The 19,553-nt window shown below is 32.3% G+C and carries 19 protein-coding genes; 6 read left to right on the forward strand and 13 right to left on the reverse strand.

What is annotated here, in order from left to right:
• Positions 1-17: 17 nt before the first annotated feature.
• Both JOOMADRAFT_RS14985 and JOOMADRAFT_RS14990 read left to right on the forward strand, forming a co-directional pair.
• Positions 18-935 carry a PorP/SprF family type IX secretion system membrane protein gene (locus JOOMADRAFT_RS14985; protein ID WP_040880134.1) on the forward strand — a complete coding sequence of 306 codons (918 nt, stop codon included), beginning with the start codon at positions 18-20 and terminating at the stop codon, positions 933-935.
• Positions 936-937: 2 nt separating this feature from the next.
• Positions 938-2,872, forward strand: a complete 1,935-nt coding sequence (locus tag JOOMADRAFT_RS14990) for an OmpA family protein (RefSeq protein ID WP_008614819.1) — start codon at positions 938-940, stop codon at positions 2,870-2,872.
• Between the two features lie 750 nt (positions 2,873-3,622).
• Here JOOMADRAFT_RS14990 and JOOMADRAFT_RS14995 read toward each other — a convergent pair.
• The 7 genes from JOOMADRAFT_RS14995 to JOOMADRAFT_RS15025 all read right to left on the reverse strand — a co-directional run bounded on the left by JOOMADRAFT_RS14995 (position 3,623) and on the right by JOOMADRAFT_RS15025 (position 8,920).
• Positions 3,623-4,372 carry an SDR family NAD(P)-dependent oxidoreductase gene (locus JOOMADRAFT_RS14995; protein ID WP_008614821.1) on the reverse strand — a complete coding sequence of 250 codons (750 nt, stop codon included), beginning with the start codon at positions 4,370-4,372 and terminating at the stop codon, positions 3,623-3,625.
• Between the two features lie 141 nt (positions 4,373-4,513).
• Positions 4,514-5,200 (reverse strand): DUF2490 domain-containing protein, encoded by a 687-nt coding sequence (locus tag JOOMADRAFT_RS15000; RefSeq protein ID WP_245547682.1) that lies wholly within the window; start codon positions 5,198-5,200, stop codon positions 4,514-4,516.
• Positions 5,201-5,291: 91 nt separating this feature from the next.
• Entirely contained in the window at positions 5,292-5,738 is a 447-nt protein-coding gene (locus JOOMADRAFT_RS15005) for a PepSY-like domain-containing protein (RefSeq protein ID WP_008614824.1), read from the reverse strand.
• A gap of 237 nt (positions 5,739-5,975) precedes the next feature.
• Positions 5,976-7,259: a sensor histidine kinase gene (locus tag JOOMADRAFT_RS15010; protein ID WP_008614825.1), complete on the reverse strand. Its 1,284-nt coding sequence runs from the start codon at positions 7,257-7,259 to the stop codon at positions 5,976-5,978.
• Complete coding sequence (locus JOOMADRAFT_RS15015) at positions 7,256-7,933, reverse strand: response regulator transcription factor (RefSeq protein ID WP_008614826.1); 678 nt, start codon at positions 7,931-7,933, stop codon at positions 7,256-7,258. The genes JOOMADRAFT_RS15010 and JOOMADRAFT_RS15015 overlap by 4 nt, the downstream gene beginning before the upstream one ends.
• 201 nt (positions 7,934-8,134) lie before the next feature.
• Positions 8,135-8,512: a nuclear transport factor 2 family protein gene (locus JOOMADRAFT_RS15020; protein WP_008614827.1), complete on the reverse strand. Its 378-nt coding sequence runs from the start codon at positions 8,510-8,512 to the stop codon at positions 8,135-8,137.
• 30 nt (positions 8,513-8,542) lie between these two features.
• Entirely contained in the window at positions 8,543-8,920 is a 378-nt protein-coding gene (locus tag JOOMADRAFT_RS15025; protein WP_008614828.1) for a VOC family protein, read from the reverse strand.
• Between the two features lie 662 nt (positions 8,921-9,582).
• Between JOOMADRAFT_RS15025 and JOOMADRAFT_RS15030 the strand changes: the two genes are divergently transcribed.
• The 3 genes from JOOMADRAFT_RS15030 to JOOMADRAFT_RS15040 are packed head-to-tail and all read left to right on the forward strand — an operon-like array spanning position 9,583 to position 11,327.
• A complete protein-coding gene (locus JOOMADRAFT_RS15030) occupies positions 9,583-10,077 on the forward strand; it encodes a hypothetical protein (RefSeq protein ID WP_008614829.1) in 495 nt (164 codons plus the stop codon).
• A 31-nt stretch (positions 10,078-10,108) separates the two neighbouring features.
• The gene (locus JOOMADRAFT_RS15035) at positions 10,109-10,552 is read left to right on the forward strand and encodes a DUF6265 family protein (protein WP_050989702.1); all 444 of its coding nucleotides are present in this window, start codon (positions 10,109-10,111) and stop codon (positions 10,550-10,552) included.
• Between the two features lies 1 nt (position 10,553).
• Positions 10,554-11,327 carry an NYN domain-containing protein gene (locus tag JOOMADRAFT_RS15040; RefSeq protein ID WP_008614831.1) on the forward strand — a complete coding sequence of 258 codons (774 nt, stop codon included), beginning with the start codon at positions 10,554-10,556 and terminating at the stop codon, positions 11,325-11,327.
• Between the two features lie 943 nt (positions 11,328-12,270).
• Here the strand turns inward: JOOMADRAFT_RS15040 and JOOMADRAFT_RS15045 are convergent.
• Positions 12,271-14,448, reverse strand: a complete 2,178-nt coding sequence (locus JOOMADRAFT_RS15045; protein WP_008614842.1) for an endonuclease MutS2 — start codon at positions 14,446-14,448, stop codon at positions 12,271-12,273.
• Between the two features lie 179 nt (positions 14,449-14,627).
• On the opposite strand from JOOMADRAFT_RS15045, the gene JOOMADRAFT_RS15050 reads away from it, so the two are divergent.
• Positions 14,628-15,293: a uracil-DNA glycosylase gene (locus JOOMADRAFT_RS15050; RefSeq protein WP_008614844.1), complete on the forward strand. Its 666-nt coding sequence runs from the start codon at positions 14,628-14,630 to the stop codon at positions 15,291-15,293.
• Here JOOMADRAFT_RS15050 and JOOMADRAFT_RS15055 read toward each other — a convergent pair.
• From JOOMADRAFT_RS15055 to JOOMADRAFT_RS15075, 5 genes are all read right to left on the reverse strand, one after another.
• Positions 15,280-16,131: a substrate-binding domain-containing protein gene (locus JOOMADRAFT_RS15055; protein WP_008614845.1), complete on the reverse strand. Its 852-nt coding sequence runs from the start codon at positions 16,129-16,131 to the stop codon at positions 15,280-15,282. The genes JOOMADRAFT_RS15050 and JOOMADRAFT_RS15055 overlap by 14 nt on opposite strands.
• A 67-nt stretch (positions 16,132-16,198) precedes the next feature.
• Positions 16,199-17,074, reverse strand: coding sequence for a nucleoside phosphorylase (locus JOOMADRAFT_RS15060; protein WP_008614846.1), 876 nt, complete (start codon positions 17,072-17,074; stop codon positions 16,199-16,201).
• Between the two features lies 1 nt (position 17,075).
• Positions 17,076-18,008 (reverse strand): DUF1835 domain-containing protein, encoded by a 933-nt coding sequence (locus JOOMADRAFT_RS15065; RefSeq protein WP_008614857.1) that lies wholly within the window; start codon positions 18,006-18,008, stop codon positions 17,076-17,078.
• 153 nt (positions 18,009-18,161) lie between these two features.
• Positions 18,162-18,491 (reverse strand): translation initiation factor, encoded by a 330-nt coding sequence (locus JOOMADRAFT_RS15070; RefSeq protein WP_008614859.1) that lies wholly within the window; start codon positions 18,489-18,491, stop codon positions 18,162-18,164.
• A gap of 29 nt (positions 18,492-18,520) precedes the next feature.
• On the reverse strand, positions 18,521-19,471 hold the full coding sequence (locus JOOMADRAFT_RS15075; protein ID WP_008614861.1) for an isopenicillin N synthase family dioxygenase: 951 nt from the start codon (positions 19,469-19,471) through the stop codon (positions 18,521-18,523).
• Between the last annotated feature and the right edge of the window lie 82 nt (positions 19,472-19,553).

The following is a 19,553-nucleotide window of genomic DNA, read 5'->3' on the forward strand; positions in this document are numbered from 1 at the left end:
ATACAAGAAGCATTAGAATGAAAGAAAATTTGAAATATATATTAATTGCGTTGGCTTTTATCTGTAGCGGAATGTCATTTGCTCAGCAATACCCACAATACACTCAGTATATGTACAATACTATGAGTATAAATCCTGGTTATACGGGATCTCGCGGACATATGTCGCTTATAGGTCTGTATCGTACACAATGGGTAGGACTAGAAGGAGCTCCAGAAACGCAAACCTTTGGTTTTGATACGCCTGTTGGGAAAAATGTAGGGTTAGGACTTAACATTGTAAATGATGCTTTGGGACCAACTAATGAACTCTATATCGATGCTAATTTTTCTTATACTGTCCATTTGAATAATGATGATGAACTTTTATCCTTTGGATTAAAAGCAGGAGGTCGTTTTTTTGATGCCGATTTTAGTAAAGGAATTTATCAAAACCCAGATGTTGCTTTTCAAGGAGATATAAATAAATTTTATCCAACTATAGGAGCTGGAGTTTATTACCATACTTCAAAATCTTATCTAGGGCTTTCTGTTCCTAATTTTTTTGCTGAAGATCATTACGATGATGTAGAGGAAGAAATAGGAGTAGAGCGCGTTCATTTTTATTTCATAGGAGGAAGAATTTTCGATTTAAGTTACAATGTAAAATTCAAACCTGCATTTATGGTAAAATATGTGCCTGCAGCACCAGTAATAGCAGATTTCTCAGCCAATTTTCTGTTCTACGATCGTTTGAGTTTAGGAGCAGCCTATAGATGGGGCGATTCTTTTAGCGGATTGTTAGGAATTCAAATAACCGAAGGAATAGGACTTGGATATGCGTATGATATGACCACCACAAATCTGAAAAACTATAGTTCTGGAACGCATGAAATATTCATTCGTTTCGAATTTAAATCAGATAAAGAAAAATTAAAATCACCACGATTCTTTTAAATATGAAGTACATCAATAATATATTTTTAGTGTGTTTAACTTTGGCTAGTGTCTATTCTTTTGCTCAGACTAAAGACAGAACTTCTGATAAAAACTTTGATCGCTATTGGTATAAAAAAGCAGCACAACAATACGAAAGTGCAGTTAAAAAAGGCGATACTTCTAAGGAAACATTAATGCGTTTAGGAGATTCGTATTTTTTTAATTCTGATATGGAAAATGCCGCCAAATGGTATGGCGAACTTTTTTCAAAATATGAAAACGACCTTGAGCCTATCTATGCATTTCGGTACATCCAATCCTTAGAAGGTACTGGAAATTATGTTCTAGCTAAAGGGATTATGAAAATTTATACTGAAAAATTAAACGATACTACTTTTAATGTAGACCAGTTAAAAGACAACGATAAGTTAATAGATGCGCTTCGGAATCTACAACCCTCGTTTTATGTTACTCACTTATCTTCTAACTCCAAATTTTCAGATTTTGGAGCTGCTTATTACGGAAATCATGTAGTTTTTGCTTCCACACGAGATTCTAGTGTTTTTACAACTCGGAAATATCGATGGAATAATCAGCCTTATTTAAATTTATTTATTGCAGATACTACTTCTGGAGGTACCGATTTAACCAATGTAAAATCATTTTCAAAATCTATTAACAGTAAATATCATGAGGCAAGTGCTGTTTTTACCAAAGGATTTGATACCATTTATTTCACTAGAAATAATTATTTAAAAGATGGATTAAAAAGAGATGCTCAAGGGAGTAATAATTTGAAAATATATAGAGCAGTAGCTCATAACAACAATTGGAAAAATCTTGAAGAACTTCCTTTTTGTAGTGATGATTATTCTGTTGGTCACCCCAGCTTAAGCCCCGATGGGAAAAAGCTATATTTTACTTCCGATATGCCAGGAACTTTAGGGGGGTCGGATATTTATCTAGTAGATATTTATGCTGATGGTACCTTTTCCAGTCCAAAAAACTTAGGCGATAAGATTAATACAGCCGGAAGAGAAATGTTTCCTTATGTAACTAAAAATAAAATTTACTTTGCTTCAGATGGACATTTAGGGTATGGAGGGCTTGATGTTTTTGAAACCACTATTTCTGATGGTACATTTTCAAAACCTTCTAACTTAGGAAGACCCTTAAATAGTAAGGCAGACGACTTTGCTTTTATTATAAATGAAACAACACAACAAGGGTATGTGTCGTCAAATAGAGCAGGAGGAGCGGGAGATGATGATATTTATTCGTTTCAAAGAGACAAAAAATGTGTACAATCTATTCAAGGAACGGTAACAAATATTGTCAATGGTACTCCTGAAGCTAATGCAACTGTTAAATTATATATGGGAGACAAGGTACTAGATAGTGTTAGCTCTGCGGAAGACGGGAGTTATGCTTTCCAAACTCCTATCTCTTGTGAAACTTCCTATAGAGTAGAAGCATCAAAAGAAGGTTATGAAGGACAAGAAAACGTATTTGTGAGTCCTAATGAAAATGAATTTGTACATGAAATTCCTCTTCAAATTAAACATAATTTAATTGTTCAAGAGGATGGCATGTTAAAAATTAAAATCGGACTTATTTATTTTGATTTCGATAAATGGGATATTACAAGTAAAGCTACTGTAGAGCTTGACAAAGTAGTAACTATTATGAAAGAATATCCAGCCATGATAATCAAAATTGAATCGCATACCGATTCTAGGGGTCGCGATGAATATAATATGGAATTATCCGACAAACGTGCAAAAGCGACTAGAGATTATATTGTTTCTCAGGGAATTGAATCTCAACGCATTGAAAGTGCTATTGGTTATGGAGAATCTAGATTGCTTAACGAATGTAGCAATGGTGTTAAATGTACTGAGGAACAACATGATATAAACCGACGCTCAGAGTTTATTATTTTAAAGATGAAGTAAAAATTTTGGAGGTGTTAAATAAGGACCTCCTTTGTAATGAGGCTTTATGCTTTAAGCAGTTTTTTTCTTTGTAACTTTTAACTTAAAGTGGCAAAGGTTCAAAGGTTCAAAGGTTCAAAGGGGCAAAGATGTAAATGTGTCAATTTGAAGATTTGGAAATGTGGATGTAAAAAAGTTGGGAGACCGAAGTCAGGATGCTTTATGCTTTAAGCTATATCAGGGAAGTACATTATGCAGTGTTCAATGTTCAATAAGCAGTTTTTTCTTTGTAACATCGTAACTACATAACAGCGTAACTTTTGACTCAAAGATGCAAAGGTTCAAAGTTTTAAATTTGTGAATGTTCTAATTTGAAGATTTGGAAATGTGAAAAAAGTCGGAAGTCGGAAGACAGAATGCTGTTATAAACTTCAGTCTTCGGACTTCTCTATATTCTCATCTCTTTATTCTTGTTTCTCCTTTTTCTCCCGACTTCCGACTTCTTTAATTTTTCAATCCTTCAATCTTTAAATTTTTCAATACAAAGAAAAGTGTTCACTAGGTAGCTTTTTGTTATAAACTTCAGTCTTCAGTCTCTATCCTTATTTCATCTTAATACTTTGTACTACATACTATATACTACCTACAGAAATAAACTGCCTCCAGGCAAGCCTACGAGGTATTCAAAGGAAAAATAATTAAATCAATTTTGACGTAGAGCTCTTCGGTAAACTCAGGACAGGCTCTGGGGAATAAAACCCTCATGTGGGATTAAACAGCAGTGTAACCACCGTCAATTAAGTAATATCCTCCCGTCATAAAAGAAGCTTTTTCAGAACTTAAAAACAAAACCAATTCAGCTACTTCTTCTGGTCTTCCAAGTCTATTCATTGGGTGCTTAGTAATTAATTGTTTTTTCATATCTCCATCTAAAGCATTTAGTAGTGGAGTTTCAATATAGGCAGGACCTACTGCATTACAACGAATGTTTTTCTGTCCATATTCAGCACCTATATTTTTTGTTAATCCAACAACCGCATGTTTAGTAGCAGTATAAGCAGAAGACATAGGAGCGGCAACTGTTCCATGAATAGAAGCCATATTAACAATTACGCCACCACCATTTTTTTCCATTTCTTCAAGCTGATATTTACATCCAAAAAACACGCCATTTAAGTTAATATCTACTACTTTCTTCCAACTATCTATAGAATATGCTCCAGTTATATTCTGTTCTCCACCGATTCCTGCATTATTACATGCTATATCCAATTTTCCATACTTTTCAACGGTTTGCTTAATTAGATTTTTAGCCTGTTTCTCATCGGCTGCATCTGCTTCAATAAAAATAGCTTCACCGCCTTCAGATTTTATTAGAGTAACCACAGCTTTACCATTTTCTACATTAATATCGTTTACAACAACTTTTGCTCCTTCTTGAGCATATAATTTTGCTATAGCCTCACCAATTCCAGATCCCGCTCCGGTTACTAATGCTACTTTATCTTTTAAAAGTTTCATATGTATTAATTCAAGATTTATGTATTCTAATTAACTAGAATGTTATTTTTTTATTTCCCTTAAAATTAATCCCTTTTAAAGCTAAATACAAGTTACCACTGTTAAGGATATTCTAAATCTTTTTATGCTAGCGATTAGTAATTAAAACGGATTTTTTAAGATAATATCAAATGCAAGGTAGTGTGCATCGGTAATTGTTTTTTTTCCGACAAGTTGATTCATATAACCAAAATTCAATCTAATTTTCTCACTAGGAAAAATTAAAGAATAGTATAAACAAAAACGGCTTTCTTGATATTCAAATTTGCTCCAGTTTATTGTTTTGGTTGTGGAAAATAAAAATTCTGATGAAATTATAATCCTACGTGTTTTTAAAGCATTTAAGTTAAACGAACCTTTTGCTCGAATACGAGAACGAAACTGAGTGTTCTTTGTGGCTGATTTAAAATCGGGATTATAGAAAAACCGTATTTCTGGACGATAACTAAAGGAATAATCTAATATTTTATAAGAGTTTAAATAGTAAAAACGGCCATATAACCTTAATTCTTGTCGTGCCTTTGGTGTGTCTAATTCATAGGGATGAGTAGTTTTAAATTTGTTTTGCCATCTATAACTTATCGCAAGAGCATATTTCCAATTTTTTTTAAACCTGTGAGATATTTCTTCATTTAAAACATATATAGATTGTTTGTTGAAGAAATTATAATTATCAGGATTACTAATTCTACCAGAGCCAAAATAAGTAGCAGAGGTAATAGTTTCTTTTTTATTTAAACTTTGTTTAATCCCAGTTGCAAACCAAGAAGCAGTATTTACTTTGCCCAATCCTGGTGGAGAGAATTGGGCAAAGCAATTAGAACTGCTAATGAATCCTAAAAGGAAAATTATAAGAGTTCTTAGCATAATTTCGGGAATTTTAGTCAGCTATTTTACTTATTACATCGCCATTGTTATCTATTACTATATCCCAATCTTGTTTTGTAAAGGCATTAAGTTCCATTTTATAAACTATTTGTCCGTTATCAGTAATACGTTTCAAATCGTCTATTGAATAGCCATTAAATTTCCTTTTGATGGTGTTGTTTACTACTTTAGGTAATTCACTAACAGAAATATCTTCTTTGTGTTTTACTATTTTCCCTTCAGAGTTATACCATATTTCATGATCTTGATTCCAGTTAATTTCAAATTCAACATTGTATAAATAACCAGCCATTTCCCATTCTACGTCTGTAGCTTTAGGGAATTGTTTATTGAATTCGTTATTAATAATTGATGGAACCTGACTTTGAGGAATGTCTTGTGCATTTGTAATAGAACTCATAACTATTGCTGCACCGAAAATTAAAATTTGTTTTTTCATTTTGTATATTTTTTAATTATACAACAAATGAAATACCCAAATTTGGAAAGACTTGGGAAAAGAATTTATTTAATCTTATCTTTTATAAAAGAGTTGATTCTTCAAAACCTATTCTATAAGTCAAAGGAATTTTGGGAGGAAATATGTTTAATTGGCATCTTTTAAGCACCTAATGAATTTGCTCATAGGGATAAAAGTAAACTACGTATTGAGAGGGATGTAAATATTTAAATTAGATTATTCCGTAAAAGAAATTTGAAATAAATGCATAGAGTTGTTGTAGGAATAAGAAATTTTAAAGCTGTACAAATCAGAAATAGCTTTAATAATAGCTAATCCGAGCCCTGTACCCATAGATTTGTTTCCAGGTTTATAAAAACGAATAAAAATGAGTTTCTCATCAAGTTTTAGATTGCTACTTGTATTACTAATTTTGATGTTTTTTTCTGTAATTTCTACAACAACACTTCCATTAGTATTATTATGAAATACTGCATTTCTCAATAAATTTGAAATAATTACATTGGCAAGAGAAGCATCCATTTTTACTGACAATTGTGCTTCTTCCTTTAAATGAATTTTTACATCTTTGAAGGATGAAATGTCCTCCAAATCGTTAATATTTTTTTGAACAACTTCGTTTATAGATACCGTATGGTTATCTAGAAATTGCTTGTTTTCTATTTTGGTTAATAGCAATAAGGATTTGTTTATACGAACTAATCGCTCTATTATACTCATTACTTCTGCAATATCTTCTGCTTGATTGTTTTGTAGATTTCCTTTTTCAATTAACAACTCCAATTTATTAGTAGCAATAGCTAGAGGTGTTTGCAGTTCGTGCGAAGCATTTCCTATAAATTGTTTTTGTTGTTCGTAGGTTTCTGTAGTATGCTTTAATAAGGCATTAACTGCATTCTGTAAATCTGTAAATTCTTTTGTTTTGGTCTTTACTTTAGGGAGACTTTGAGTGATTCCCAATCGGTACTTTTTTAATTGAGATAAAAAATCATAAAAAGGTTTCCAAAGTTTTTTTAATACAAAATTGTTGATAAAAACTATTCCAACTATTAAACTAATATACAGCCAAATGGTATCGTTAAGAAGCTCTTTTATTAAATCATCTTCTTCTACCATTGAGTTAGCAACTTTGAGTTCGTAAAATTTACCATTTAACTCAAAAGCAGTAATGAGCATTCTCACGGGTTCTGCCTCTGGTTTATCATCATCCGCATCTTGCATATAAAGCACAGTGTCTAGGTATCTGTCTTTTACAGACAGCGCTTTTTCTTTCTCAATTCTTTGAATAGTAAAAAAGCTTTCGTCAAAATAATTTTTGCTTAAAAGCGTAGTGTCTTGTTGAGAATTTTGAATGATTATACGTTTGTAGTTTTCAAGTCCTTCGTCAATACTACTTTTTATTTCGTTGAGCATATTGAAATAAAAAATTCCCGCCCAAATTGTAACAATAGCTAAAATAGAAAATGACACATATTTTATGGATTGGTTTAGTAATTTCATATTTCAATCAATTTATATCCAATTCCATAAATAGATTCAATTTCTATTTCAGCATTACATGAGTGTAGTTTTTTCCTCAAATTTTTTATTTGGTAATACACAAAATCAAAATTATCAGCATTATCTGCATTATCCCCCCAAACATGTTCTGCTAAAGCAGCCTTGGTAACCAATCTATTTTTGTTGAGTAAGAAATAATTTATAATATCAAATTCTTTTCTGTTTAAAACAATATCCTTACTATTAACAGTAAAGGTTCGCTCTTTTATATCTATAATTATATTGGCAATTTCAAGTGTATTTTTACCCCCTAATTTTTGTCTTCGTAAAACAGCATTCACTCTGGCATTAAGTTCGGCTAAATGAAAAGGTTTTGTAAGATAATCGTCAGCTCCAAGCGCTAGCCCTTTGAGTTTGTCGTCTAACGAATCTTTGGCGGAGATAATTATTATATTTTCATTTTCACCCTTTTTTTTAAGTTCAGATAAAAGGGTTAATCCGTTCCCATTTGGTAACATAATATCTAAAAGAATACAGTCGTATTCATAAATAAAGATTTTGTCAATAGCACTGTAATAATCAGAAGCGGTTTCAACAAGAAATTTTTCCTTTTCAAGCGACTCTTTTATGTTATTGAGTAACTGCGGCTCATCTTCGATTACTAAAATTTTCATGTCGCAAATTTACTCCTTGATATTGGAAAGAAATGGGAATTATTTCCTTTTTTATAAGAATAGTCTAAAATAAAGCCCTTTTTATCTTTAGGAAGTTTAAGTTATAGTCTCAGGTATACGGATAATGGAGAGGTTTTCTTAGTACTGTGTAGTAATTCATTTGTGAATTAGTGGCAAATATAAACTAGCAATTTAGTATACTTATACTTCTATTACATAAGATGTTAATGATTGTATTTGTGCACCTTTTGCACTTTTAAAGAGGTAAAAATCTGAAAAAGCATATTTTTTGCCGCTTTCTAATGTAATTATACCATTGGCAGCTGCTTGTTTTCCGTGAGATAGAATTTGTTCGAGTTTTAATTCTGTTGTTTGAATACTTTTCATTTTATTAAGCGCTTTCACAAAATTTTCTTTTCCCTCTATTTTCTTGGAGCTGATTATATCCCAAACAATATTATCCGCGATACTTTCAATAATAAATGCAACATCTCCTTTAGCAAAAGCAATATTGAATTCTTTTATAAACTGCATTTTAGGAGAATTGCCACAGTTTGGAGTTGAAATAATTTTTGTCATTTAGCAAAGATTTAAAAATCAGTGTTCCGTTTATAGTTCTGTTTCTCTTTGTTGTAAATTAAAAACTGTTCCAGCAGGATCCTGAATCCAATGCATATTCTCTGGAAGTTCTTCAAGTTCGTCACAAGTTTCTACGCCTTTTAACTTTAAATATTTTGTGGCTTCTTCTACATTTGGCACCTTAAGCTGAAGCCAAGTTTCAGAATGCGTATAGTTGTCTACACAGTCTAACCATATCACGTTATTTCCAAAATCTACTTTGTGTGTTTTAGAAACAGTAGGGTTATCAATTGGTTTTTCTTCAACTTTTAATTTTAAAATATCTTTATAAAAAGCAACTGTCTTTTTATATTTACTTTTAGGAATTTTTATGGCAATGTTTATTCCTGCTTCAAATTTCGAATCCATATTTTATTTTACTTCTTAAAATTAAGGTTTTCACTTACAAATATTTAATTTTTACCAAGCCTATCGAGTTTATCAAAGGTTTGTTGGGTTTAAATGAGGTTAATTTATTTTATTTGAATCCCTCACAAGGGAGTTATTTATTATATAGAAATAGTCTATGTAATTGGTTATTAACGATTCATAAAACTAATTTAGCAAATAAAATAGAGAAATCAGTCAAGATATTCAGATTCAAATAGATTCTCCATTTCACTCAAAAGGTATTCTGTTTTGGTGTTTTACTCATGTTTTTGGTTAAAAAGAAGCAGTTTTAAGGCTTTAGAATACTATTTTTAAAGGCTTACTTTCAAATTTTAGTCACTTAAATTAAAACTTTAATGAAAAGTTGTAAAATGTGGATTGTTAGAGCTAAAAAGATCTATTTTTAACCTTATCGCATCTATTTTTAATCTAAAAACATCAAGAGTTTAGCTAAACACTTGGGTTATATGTTTAAACGTTTAAAAGAAGATATTAAACGTTTAGTTATAGTCTCTAAATTTTTAGCTTTTAGACGTATAAGATTCTCATTTTATCTATAAAATTCAACTCAATTTTTAAGAGCAAAAGGGTTTCGCTATTTTTATTTAGTATCTTAGTTGTATAACTTAACAAATCAACCAATGAACCCTAACAAAAATTATGTATTAGTTTTGATTGGAATGCTATTTGGAGCATTTTACCCTTATGGAATTTATACTTTATTTTTTAAACTTTTAGAAAGAATTTTATTCATATTTCCTATTAATGTGTTTACAGCTAGTGCTATAGCGGCCTATATGGCTGTTGTTTTTGCTCTTTTGTCCTTTGTGGGAATGTCAAAATACATGTCAACATTTAGTTTTAAAAGCGAAGCAGATGTAAAATCAGTTTTTAGAATGGGGGTATTAATAAATATCTCTATTTTTTTTATTTGGATTTTACTCCCAATTATAGACCTTAATCTTGGTCAGAAAAACCTTGATAATATTAACAATTCATACCAAATATTAAATTCGGATTTTTTAATTTCTACTTTGTTGATTAAGTCGGGGAGTTCACTGCTGTGCTTTGGTGGTGTTGCTTATGTAGTCTATAAGAATGTGTATTTTAATTTGTCTATAGATTTTGACAAGTAATTATAAAGTGAGTCTTTTTTATCCCATAAATATGAGAAGTATTTTTATTTTATGTATCCTCGTTATTAGTTTTTCTTGTAGAGAACAAGCAAGTCCTAATTTTGATTGGCTTCTCGGTAATTGGGAACGCGTTAATGAAGAAGAAGGGAAAGTAACTTACGAGTTTTGGAAGAAAATTACTGATAAAGAATATAAAGGTCTTAGCTTTACGCTGAAAAGTAATGACACTATTTTTAAAGAAAACATGCAATTATTAAAGATTGATGGAAAGTGGAATTTGCATGTATTGGCACCTAAAGAACCACATCCTACAGTTTTTAAAGTAACAACAATGGAGGGAAATAGTTTTATTGCTGAAAATAAAGAAATTGAATTTCCTACAAAAATAGCCTATAAACAAATGGATACTTCTTTAAATGCAGCAGTATCAAATAAGGAAATGAAAATTTCTTTTGAATTTAAAAAAATTGAATAAAATGATGAATTCTAAGTTGCCAGAAACCAAATTTAATATAGCAGTTTTAATAGATGGAGATAATGCGCAACCTAAACTGATTAAAGAGATAATAGAAGAGGTTTCTAAATATGGAAAAGCAACTATTAGAAGAATTTATGGCGACTGGACATCGCAACAAATGAATAGTTGGAAGTCAATTATCAATCAGCATTCTATTAGTCCGATTCAAAAATTTTCTTATACTACAGGGAAGAATTCCACAGACAGCTCTTTAATTATTGATGCTATGGATATTCTCCATGGTAAAAATATAGAAGGATTTTGTATTGTTTCGAGCGATAGCGATTATACGGGACTTGCAAAAAGGATTCGAGAAGAAGGACTTTTTGTAATGGGAATAGGAGAGAAGAAAACTCCAGAAGCATTTGTAAAATCGTGTGAGGTCTTTACTTTTACCGAAAATTTGGTTACTAAAGAACCTGAAAAACCCAAGGAAAAACCAAAAGCAGAAACTATAGCTACCAGTGGGAAGTCAAAATCCTCTAATACCTCCGCAAAACTTTCAAAAGAGGATTTAGCTACTATTAATAAGGCTTTTGAGATTTCTTTAAATGAAGAAGAAGAAGCTCATATCTCCAAACTAGGTGCTAATATCAGAAAAATTGACCCTAGTTTTGATCCTAGAAGTTACGGCTTTAAAAGTTTGACAAAATTGTTTGAAAATCTCGATAAATACGAAGTCCTAAAGAATGAAGTAGGAGGGTTGAATCATCCTTTAATAAAGGCTAAGTAAGATTTTCTTGCTTAGTTTTAATTAACTGTAAATCAGTATTATAAAATTATCTTTCGTTAATGTCCGAATATAAATACAAGACCGCTTCGCTGTAAGAAAAAAGATAAAAGACTAAAGCATCGCAGTCATGTCGACCAGCGGGAGACATCTCATTACGGCAAATGCTTTGAGTTAAACAGGGATGTGATTTCTCCTTTCAGTCGAAATGACTAAAGCATCGCAGTCATGTCGACCAACGAGAGACATCTCATTACGGCAAATGCTTTGAGTTAAGCAGGGATGTGATTTCTCCTTTCAGTCGAAATGACTAAAGCATCACAGTCATGTCGACCAACGAGAGACATCTCATTACGGCAAATGCTTTGAGTTAAACAGGGATGTGATTTTTCCTTTCAGTCGAAATGACTAAAGCATCGCAGTCATGTCGAACGGCGGGAGACATCTCATTACGGCAAATGCTTTGAGTTAAACAGGGATGTGATTTCTCCTTTCAGTCGAAATGACTAAAGCATCGCAGTCATGTCGAACGGCGGGAGACATCTCATTACGGCAAATGCTTTGAGTTAAACAGGGATGTGATTTCTCCTTTCAGTCGAAATGACTAAAGCATCGCAGTCATGTCGACCAGCGGGAGACATCTCGTTACGGCAAATGCTTTGAGTTAAACAGGGATGTGATTTCTCCTTTCAGTCGAAATGACTAAAGCATCGCAGTCATGTCGACCAGCGGGAGACAACTCATTACGGCAAATGCTTTGAGTTAAACAGGGATGTGATTTCTCTTTTCAGGCGAAATGACTAAAGCATCACAGTCATGTCGACCAACGAGAGACATCTCATTACGGCAAATGCTTTGAGTTAAACAGGGATGTGATTTCTCCTTTCAGTCGAAATGACTAAAGCATCGCAGTCATATCGACCAACGAGAGATATCTCATTACCGCTTAACCTTTTTTCTTTACAGCCTCTACCAATTCTAACTTATCTAAATCGGAACTTGTGGTAAACATCCCGTAATTTACTAGCGCTTTTCCTTTTTCAATCTTATCGAGGGTTCCAACAGATTTGCTCCCTATCAAACGTACTCGATCTCCTAGTTTTAAAATATGCTTCGGTTTTTCTGGAACTTTAGCTTTCTCTATTTTCTCTATTTTTTTCTTCTCCCTAATAACTTTTACCTCTTTTTGAACTTCTGCTTCAACCGCCTTTTTCTTGGCACGTTCTTCTTTCTTTTTAGCAGCCGATTCTCTTTTGCGTTTGGAGTTTTCTGTCTCTACAATTCTAAGAAATTCTGATACAAGCGGACGCTTTTTTTTATTTATAAAATAGCTTTCAGCAATATCATTTATTTTATTTCCTAGGTAAATCATACGCTGGTTATGGTCGTATAACTGCTGATAATTCTCAAGCTTGGCTTTTATTTTTACATTTAATTCTTCCAATCTTTTAGCTTCATCACGCGCCTTATCTTCTTCTTCTTTTAAATTGGTAGATGTTTTTTCCATTTTGCTCCGTTGCTTTTGTAGTTTAGCAATGGTAGCATCAAAACGTACTTTTCCGCGCTCAATCTTCTTTTTAGCACGATTAATTAAGCTATATGGAATTCCATTTTTCTGAGCTACTTCAAAAGTAAAAGAGCTTCCTGCTTCCCCTAAAACTAATTTAAAAACTGGCTCTAACGTACGGTTGTCAAAACGCATATTGGCATTAGTAGCATGGGGTAAATCGTTGGCAAGCATTTTTAAATTAGCATAGTGAGTAGTAATAATTCCAAAGGCTTCTCTTTCATAGAACACCTCTAAAAATGTTTCCGCCAAAGCGCCTCCAAGCTCAGGATCACTTCCTGTTCCAAACTCATCTATTAAAAATAAGGTCTCCCGATTACATTTTCGCAAGAAATAATTCATGTTTTTTAATCGGTAGCTATAGGTACTTAAATGGTTTTCTATGGATTGATTATCGCCAATATCGGTTAGAACATTGTCGAACAAACACATTTCACTCCGTTCATGTACAGGTACTAAAAGTCCACTTTGGAGCATAACCTGTAATAAACCAACGGTTTTAAGCGTAATACTTTTCCCACCTGCATTCGGTCCAGAAATAACAATAATTCGGTTTTCCTGATGCAGTTCTATAGTTTGCGGATATGTTTTTTCTCGCTTAGCTTTATTGGTTAAATAGAGAAGTGGGTGGTAAGCGTCTATAATGTTAAATTGCCTTCCTTCTGTAATTTTAGGTAAAAGCGCATTCATCTTGTCTGCATACTTTGCTTTTGCAGCAACTACATCAATACGTGTTAAAAATGTTTGATAATCTATTAATAAGTCTCTATAATCTCGGATGAAATTGGTAAGAAATTTTAATATTTTCTGAACTTCTTCCTTTTCTTCATACTCCAAATTATTAAGTTCTCGGTTATAGTGGCGCGTAGCTTCTGGCTCAATATAAACAATACTTCCTGTTTTGGAATTTCCCATAATAGCGCCTTTTACACGCTTTCGATACATAGCTTTTACAGCAAGTACACGACGGTTATCAATTACCGTTTCTCTAATGTCGTCTAATAAACCTGCCGAAGCATAACTACTCAGCGCACCAGCAAAACTTTGATTGATTTTACCACGAACTAAATTCATATCCTTACGAATATTGAATAGCGAAGGAGAAGCATCATCTTTTATTTCTCCAAAACGATCTATTACCTGTTCTATTTGTTGCTGAATTTCTTTTGTAAATTCAATCTCCTGCGCAAGTAGATGAAGCGTAGGATAATACTCATGAAATTTTTTATAAAAGAGAATATGATTATTTACTGTTACAGAAATAGAAGCAATCTTTTTGAATCCTTCAACTTCAATAACCGTATTTTCAATTTTTAATAGCTGAATCTCTTTAGAAATAGCATCAAAATAATGAGGTGGGATGCTATTATTATTTTCAAAAGAAGCCAGGTATTCATTCGTTAAATGCAAAGAAGTAAAAAGTTCCTCTTTTTTTCGAAATGGTTTTATTTGTAAAGCACTTTCTTTTCCTAGTTCGGTATTACAGATTTCGGAAACCTGTGTAAGGACTTTAGAAAATTCAAGGTCTTGTAATGTTTTATCGTGTATTTTATTCATATAAATTAGATCCGAATGCTTTGGATTCTTGCAAATTTACATACTAATTTGGATTTATAGTTACTCGTATAAGAGTTTTAAAAACTAGCTCCTTTATTTTAAATTACTAAATGAAAATAGTATAATTTTCTATTTATAGAATCCTAAACTTTTATATTTACCATTCTAAATTATTAATAATGAATATTGCTATTGAATCTAGTTGGAAAACGGTTTTACATAATGAGTTTGAGAAGGAGTACTTTAAAGAATTAACTTCTTATGTAAAAGAAGAATATGCTCACCACACTTGTTTTCCTCCAGAAAATGAAATATTCAATGCTTTTAGTTACTGTCCATTTGATGATGTAAAGGTTGTTATTATTGGTCAAGATCCATATCATGGGGTTGATCAAGCAAATGGCTTGTGCTTTTCTGTTAAGGAGGGGATTAAACATCCACCCTCCCTAGTAAATATTTTTAAAGAACTACAAACCGATGTAGGTAAAGAATACCCAGACAGTGGTAATTTAGAAGCTTGGGCAAAGCAAGGGGTACTTCTTTTAAATGCTACCTTAACTGTTAGAGCCCACGAAGCTGGAAGTCACCAAAAAAAGGGCTGGGAAACTTTTACAGATGTGGTTATTAAAACTATTTCTGATAAAAAAGAAAACGTTGTTTTTTTACTTTGGGGAGGCTATGCCAAAAGAAAAGTAAAATTAATAGACACCAACAAACATGATATATTAACTTCTGGACACCCATCTCCACTTAGTGCAAATAGAGGATTTTGGTTTGGAAATAATCATTTTAGTAAGTGTAATGAGATTTTACTAAAAAACAATAAAGAGCCTATACTTTGGTAACAATTTTAGAATAAGGTAGTGTTTTTTCAATAATTGCCAATCTTTCTAGTTGCTCTTGAATGTTTTTAACCATAATAGGAGTGATGTTTTCCTGACTCCATCGGGTAATAGAAAGCCACTCTTGGATGTCTTCAACTTTTTGTTCATATCTATTAGCTAACATTCTGTCAATACTTGGAATGTCTTTAAAATCTTCTGTATAAGTATTAATAACTTCAAGAATATGATTTACTAGAGAAGGACTTTTTTCCAGCAACTTATCTGTAACCGCAATTACAAAGCAAGGCCATGGAGTAGGGCAGTCGTCAACTCTACGGAAAATGCCTTTATCTACCAAAGGTTTTGTTGTAAAGTGCTCCCACATAAAATAATCGGCAGTACCATTGTTTAAGGCTTCAATAGCGCCATCTACATTGTTTACAACCTCAAATTCTAGATTTTTATAACTCCAACCATTATTATTGGCATTTACAACAGCCATTAAATGACTTCCGCTTCCGTATCTAGAAATAGCAGCCTTTTTATCTTTTAAATCAGCTACTTTTTTATTAGATGAATTAGCGGCAACATGAATTCCCCAATATAAAGGCGATTGTACAAAAACCTGAACTATCTTTGAAGGATTTCCTGCAACAATATCTTTAACAATTCCTTCAGTAAGAATAATAGCAATATCGGTTTCACCGTCGCGAAGCATAGTACACATTCTTCCAGTACCTTCAGGAACTTCTGTCCACTCTAAATCGATTCCTCGGTTTTCGAATGCACCGTCTTCTATAGCTAAATGCCAAGGTAAATTGAAATGCTCAGGAACACCAGCAATTTTAATTTTCTTCATCTTTATACAGCTTTTATGTAGGGGGTTTTTAGCAATTTTATCTTAGGTCAAAGCTAAATAAAAGAGTTTAAATGTGCGTAATTTTTTCTAGTGTATATTGAATAAGTTTTTCGGTAGCTTTTAGTGGATCTTTAGAAAAATTTTTGTTAGGTCGATTTGCAAGAATACAATTCATAGATACCGCTTTGTGTCCTAGTAATTTTGCCAAGCCATAAATTCCAGCGGTTTCCATTTCTAAATTAGTAATCTTTAGTCCGTTGTAATCAAAGGATGCTAATTTATCGTTTAATGAGGGATCTTGAACTTCTAAACGTAATTTTCTAGATTGCGGACCATAAAATCCAACATTGGTTGCTGTAAATCCTAAATGTACATTTTCAGATAGTAATTTACTTGCTAAACTTTCATCATAAGAAACAACATAAGGCATTGATTTTTTCTGAAACCAATTGGTATGTTTTACTATTTTTTGCTGAATGTCTGTATATTGAATCTCTTCACTTTGGTAAAAATGAAGCAAACTATCAAACCCCACCGCATATTCACTCATTAAAAAGTCGTCTACCTTAATTTCTGGCTGAAGAGAGCCTGTTGTTCCAATTCTAATAATATTAAGAGAGGTGAGTTTCTTTTTTATAGTGCGGGTAGCAAAATCTATATTTACTAAAGCATCGAGTTCATTTAAAACAATATCAATATTATCCGTTCCAATTCCTGTAGAAATTACAGAAATTCGCTTATTATTTAAGGTTCCGGTATGTGTTACAAACTCTCGTTTTCCTTTTTTCAACTCAATAGTATCAAAATACTTAGAAACCGTAGCCACTCTGTCTGGATCTCCAACAGTTATTATGGTGTCTGCAATGTCTTCTGGAAGAAGATTTAAATGATAAATACTGCCGTCGTCATTCAGTATCAATTCAGATTCAGCAATTTTTGCCATTTTATAGTTTTAGGAGTTGTTCACTATCTTCCATAAATAAAAAAGAATATTTTGGAGTCCCTCCTAAATATTCCTTGTCGCTACGTATGTTTGGATAGTAATTTTCTAATTTCTCGGCTACTTTAGCACCTGTTTTGGTAAGTTTTACAGGATTAAAAGATTTAAATAAAGGTCTTAAATTATTCGCCATTTTTACAAATTGAATGTCTCCAAAACCATAGATTCCTTGATCTAGAAGCATTTCTTGTATAATGTCGTCTTTTGACTTTAGTTGTTTATTAAGACTTTTTTCCAACATTTTATTTTCCAACTCATTCAATCCATTTTTTAAGCTCGGAAACCTATGAATATGAGATTCCATAGCTTTAGATAAATAGGTAAGTTCACTCGTGTTTTGTTTGATTGCATTTTGAAGTCTTATAGGATTGTTCTCACAATACAATTGCCAGATATAATCTCCATATTCAATATCATCTTTAGTTAGTAAAACTCTATTTTCGTAAAGTTTTTCTAATTTCTCTTTGCTGAGTTCTGTAAGTGCATATAGTTTATCTGTAGCATCTTCTTTTCCAGAACAAGCTAAAAATATATCTGCATCACTACGGTTTTTCTTTAACCAACTCAATACAGCAATCATATTAACTTGACAAAAAAGATCGTATTCAAACCAAAGAACAATTTCCTCTTGACTCTTTTGATTACATAAGTTCCTATATTCTTTTAAAGTCCTATTTATAAAGGTGTCTTTTGTAATTTTATAGGCTCTGTTGAGGAATTCGTAGCGTTGACGCCAAAAGGATTCACTACCAACTTCATTAATAGTTTTTCCTTCACATAGCATTTCTCGCCACGTAATTATATCACCAGAAATATTGAGCTCGTTTAAGACAGTAGTAAAGCTGTCTCCGTTTGTAATATGAAGTGTCTTAGCCATTTAATATAGGGTTGAGGACTGTAAATGTATTAAATACGATTTAATAAACAAGAAAAAGTACGTTAATTCTATAACGATTATAATTAATATTTATTGAATAAAAACTAGAATAATCCGAGAGTGCCCGCTATGGTTTATCTTTCAACTAATTCGTTAACCTCCAACACGTTTCACTTTAAAACCTTTTTCTTTTAATAGCTCCATTATAGTATCCCTAAAATCTCCTTGAAGGATTATTTTGTCATCTTTAAAAGAACCTCCAACACTAAGTTTTGTTTTTAATTCTTTGGCTAATTTTTTAAAATCTTCTGTAGCGCCAGTATATCCGTCAATTATAGTAATAGGTTTGCCTTTGCGCTTTTCATATTTACATAAAAGCGGGTCTTCTTGCATCCAGATGGCGTTTGGATCTGCTTTTTGCGTTGGTTCTTCTTTAAATTCGTGTTCCGGAAATAAATTTTTTAATTGGTCTTGTAAGTCCATTTTTACGATTCGTAATTTTTAGAAAGAAATTATACTTTAATTAATCCAAGTTCAATTAAACGCTCATAAAGAAACTCTCCAGAGGTAATATCATCATAAAGTTTAGGATGCTCATCATCAATACAATTTTCTAGTACATCTAATGGCATGTCGCTTACAGGATGCATAAAAAACGGTACCGAATAGCGAGAAGTTCCCCAAAGTTCTTTTGGCGGATTAATAACTTGATGGATAGTAGATTTTAGTCTGTTATTAGTATGTCTAGAAAGCATATCTCCAACATTAATCATTAATTCGTCGGGTTCTGCAATAGCATCAATCCATTCTCCCTCATGATTTTGTACTTGAAGTCCTCTTCCTTGAGCTCCCATTAATAAGGTTATCAAGTTAATATCTCCATGTGCGGCAGCTCTTACAGCATTTTTTGGCTCTTCTTTAATTGGAGGGTAGTGAATAGGGCGTAAAATAGAATTCCCATTTTTAATGTACTTATCAAAATAGGTTTCTTCTAAATCTAAATGTAAAGCTAAAGCTCTTAAAACATATTTGGCAGTTTTTTCAAGCTGTTTATAGGTTTCTTTTCCTACTTCATTAAAATTTGGAAGCTCTGCTACTTGTACATTTTCTGGATATTCTTTTTCTAATTTAGGATTGTCTTCCACATATTGTCCGAAATGCCAAAACTCTTTTAAATCGCCTTCTTTGCGACCTTTAGCATGTTCTTTTCCGAAGGAAGTATACCCTCGTTGGCCTCCAATTCCTTCAATTTCATATTTGTCTTTTACCTCCTGCGGAAGGTCAAAAAACTTCTTAATTTCACTATATAAACCTTCTATTAATTGATCTGATAAAAAATGACCTTTTAAAGCTACAAAACCAATATCTTCATACGCTTTACCAATTTCATTAATAAATTTCTGCTTTCGAGCAGGGTCTTCAGAAAGAAAATCACTTAAATCAACGCTGGGTACTTTATTCATTTTTATAACATTTTTAGAAGCCTAAGCCTCATATATATAACAAATGTAGCGATTTATTATGCGATTCTATAATTTCAAAAAG

The sequence above is a fragment of the Galbibacter orientalis DSM 19592 genome, from assembly GCF_000260115.1.
Taxonomy (GTDB): domain Bacteria; phylum Bacteroidota; class Bacteroidia; order Flavobacteriales; family Flavobacteriaceae; genus Galbibacter; species Galbibacter orientalis.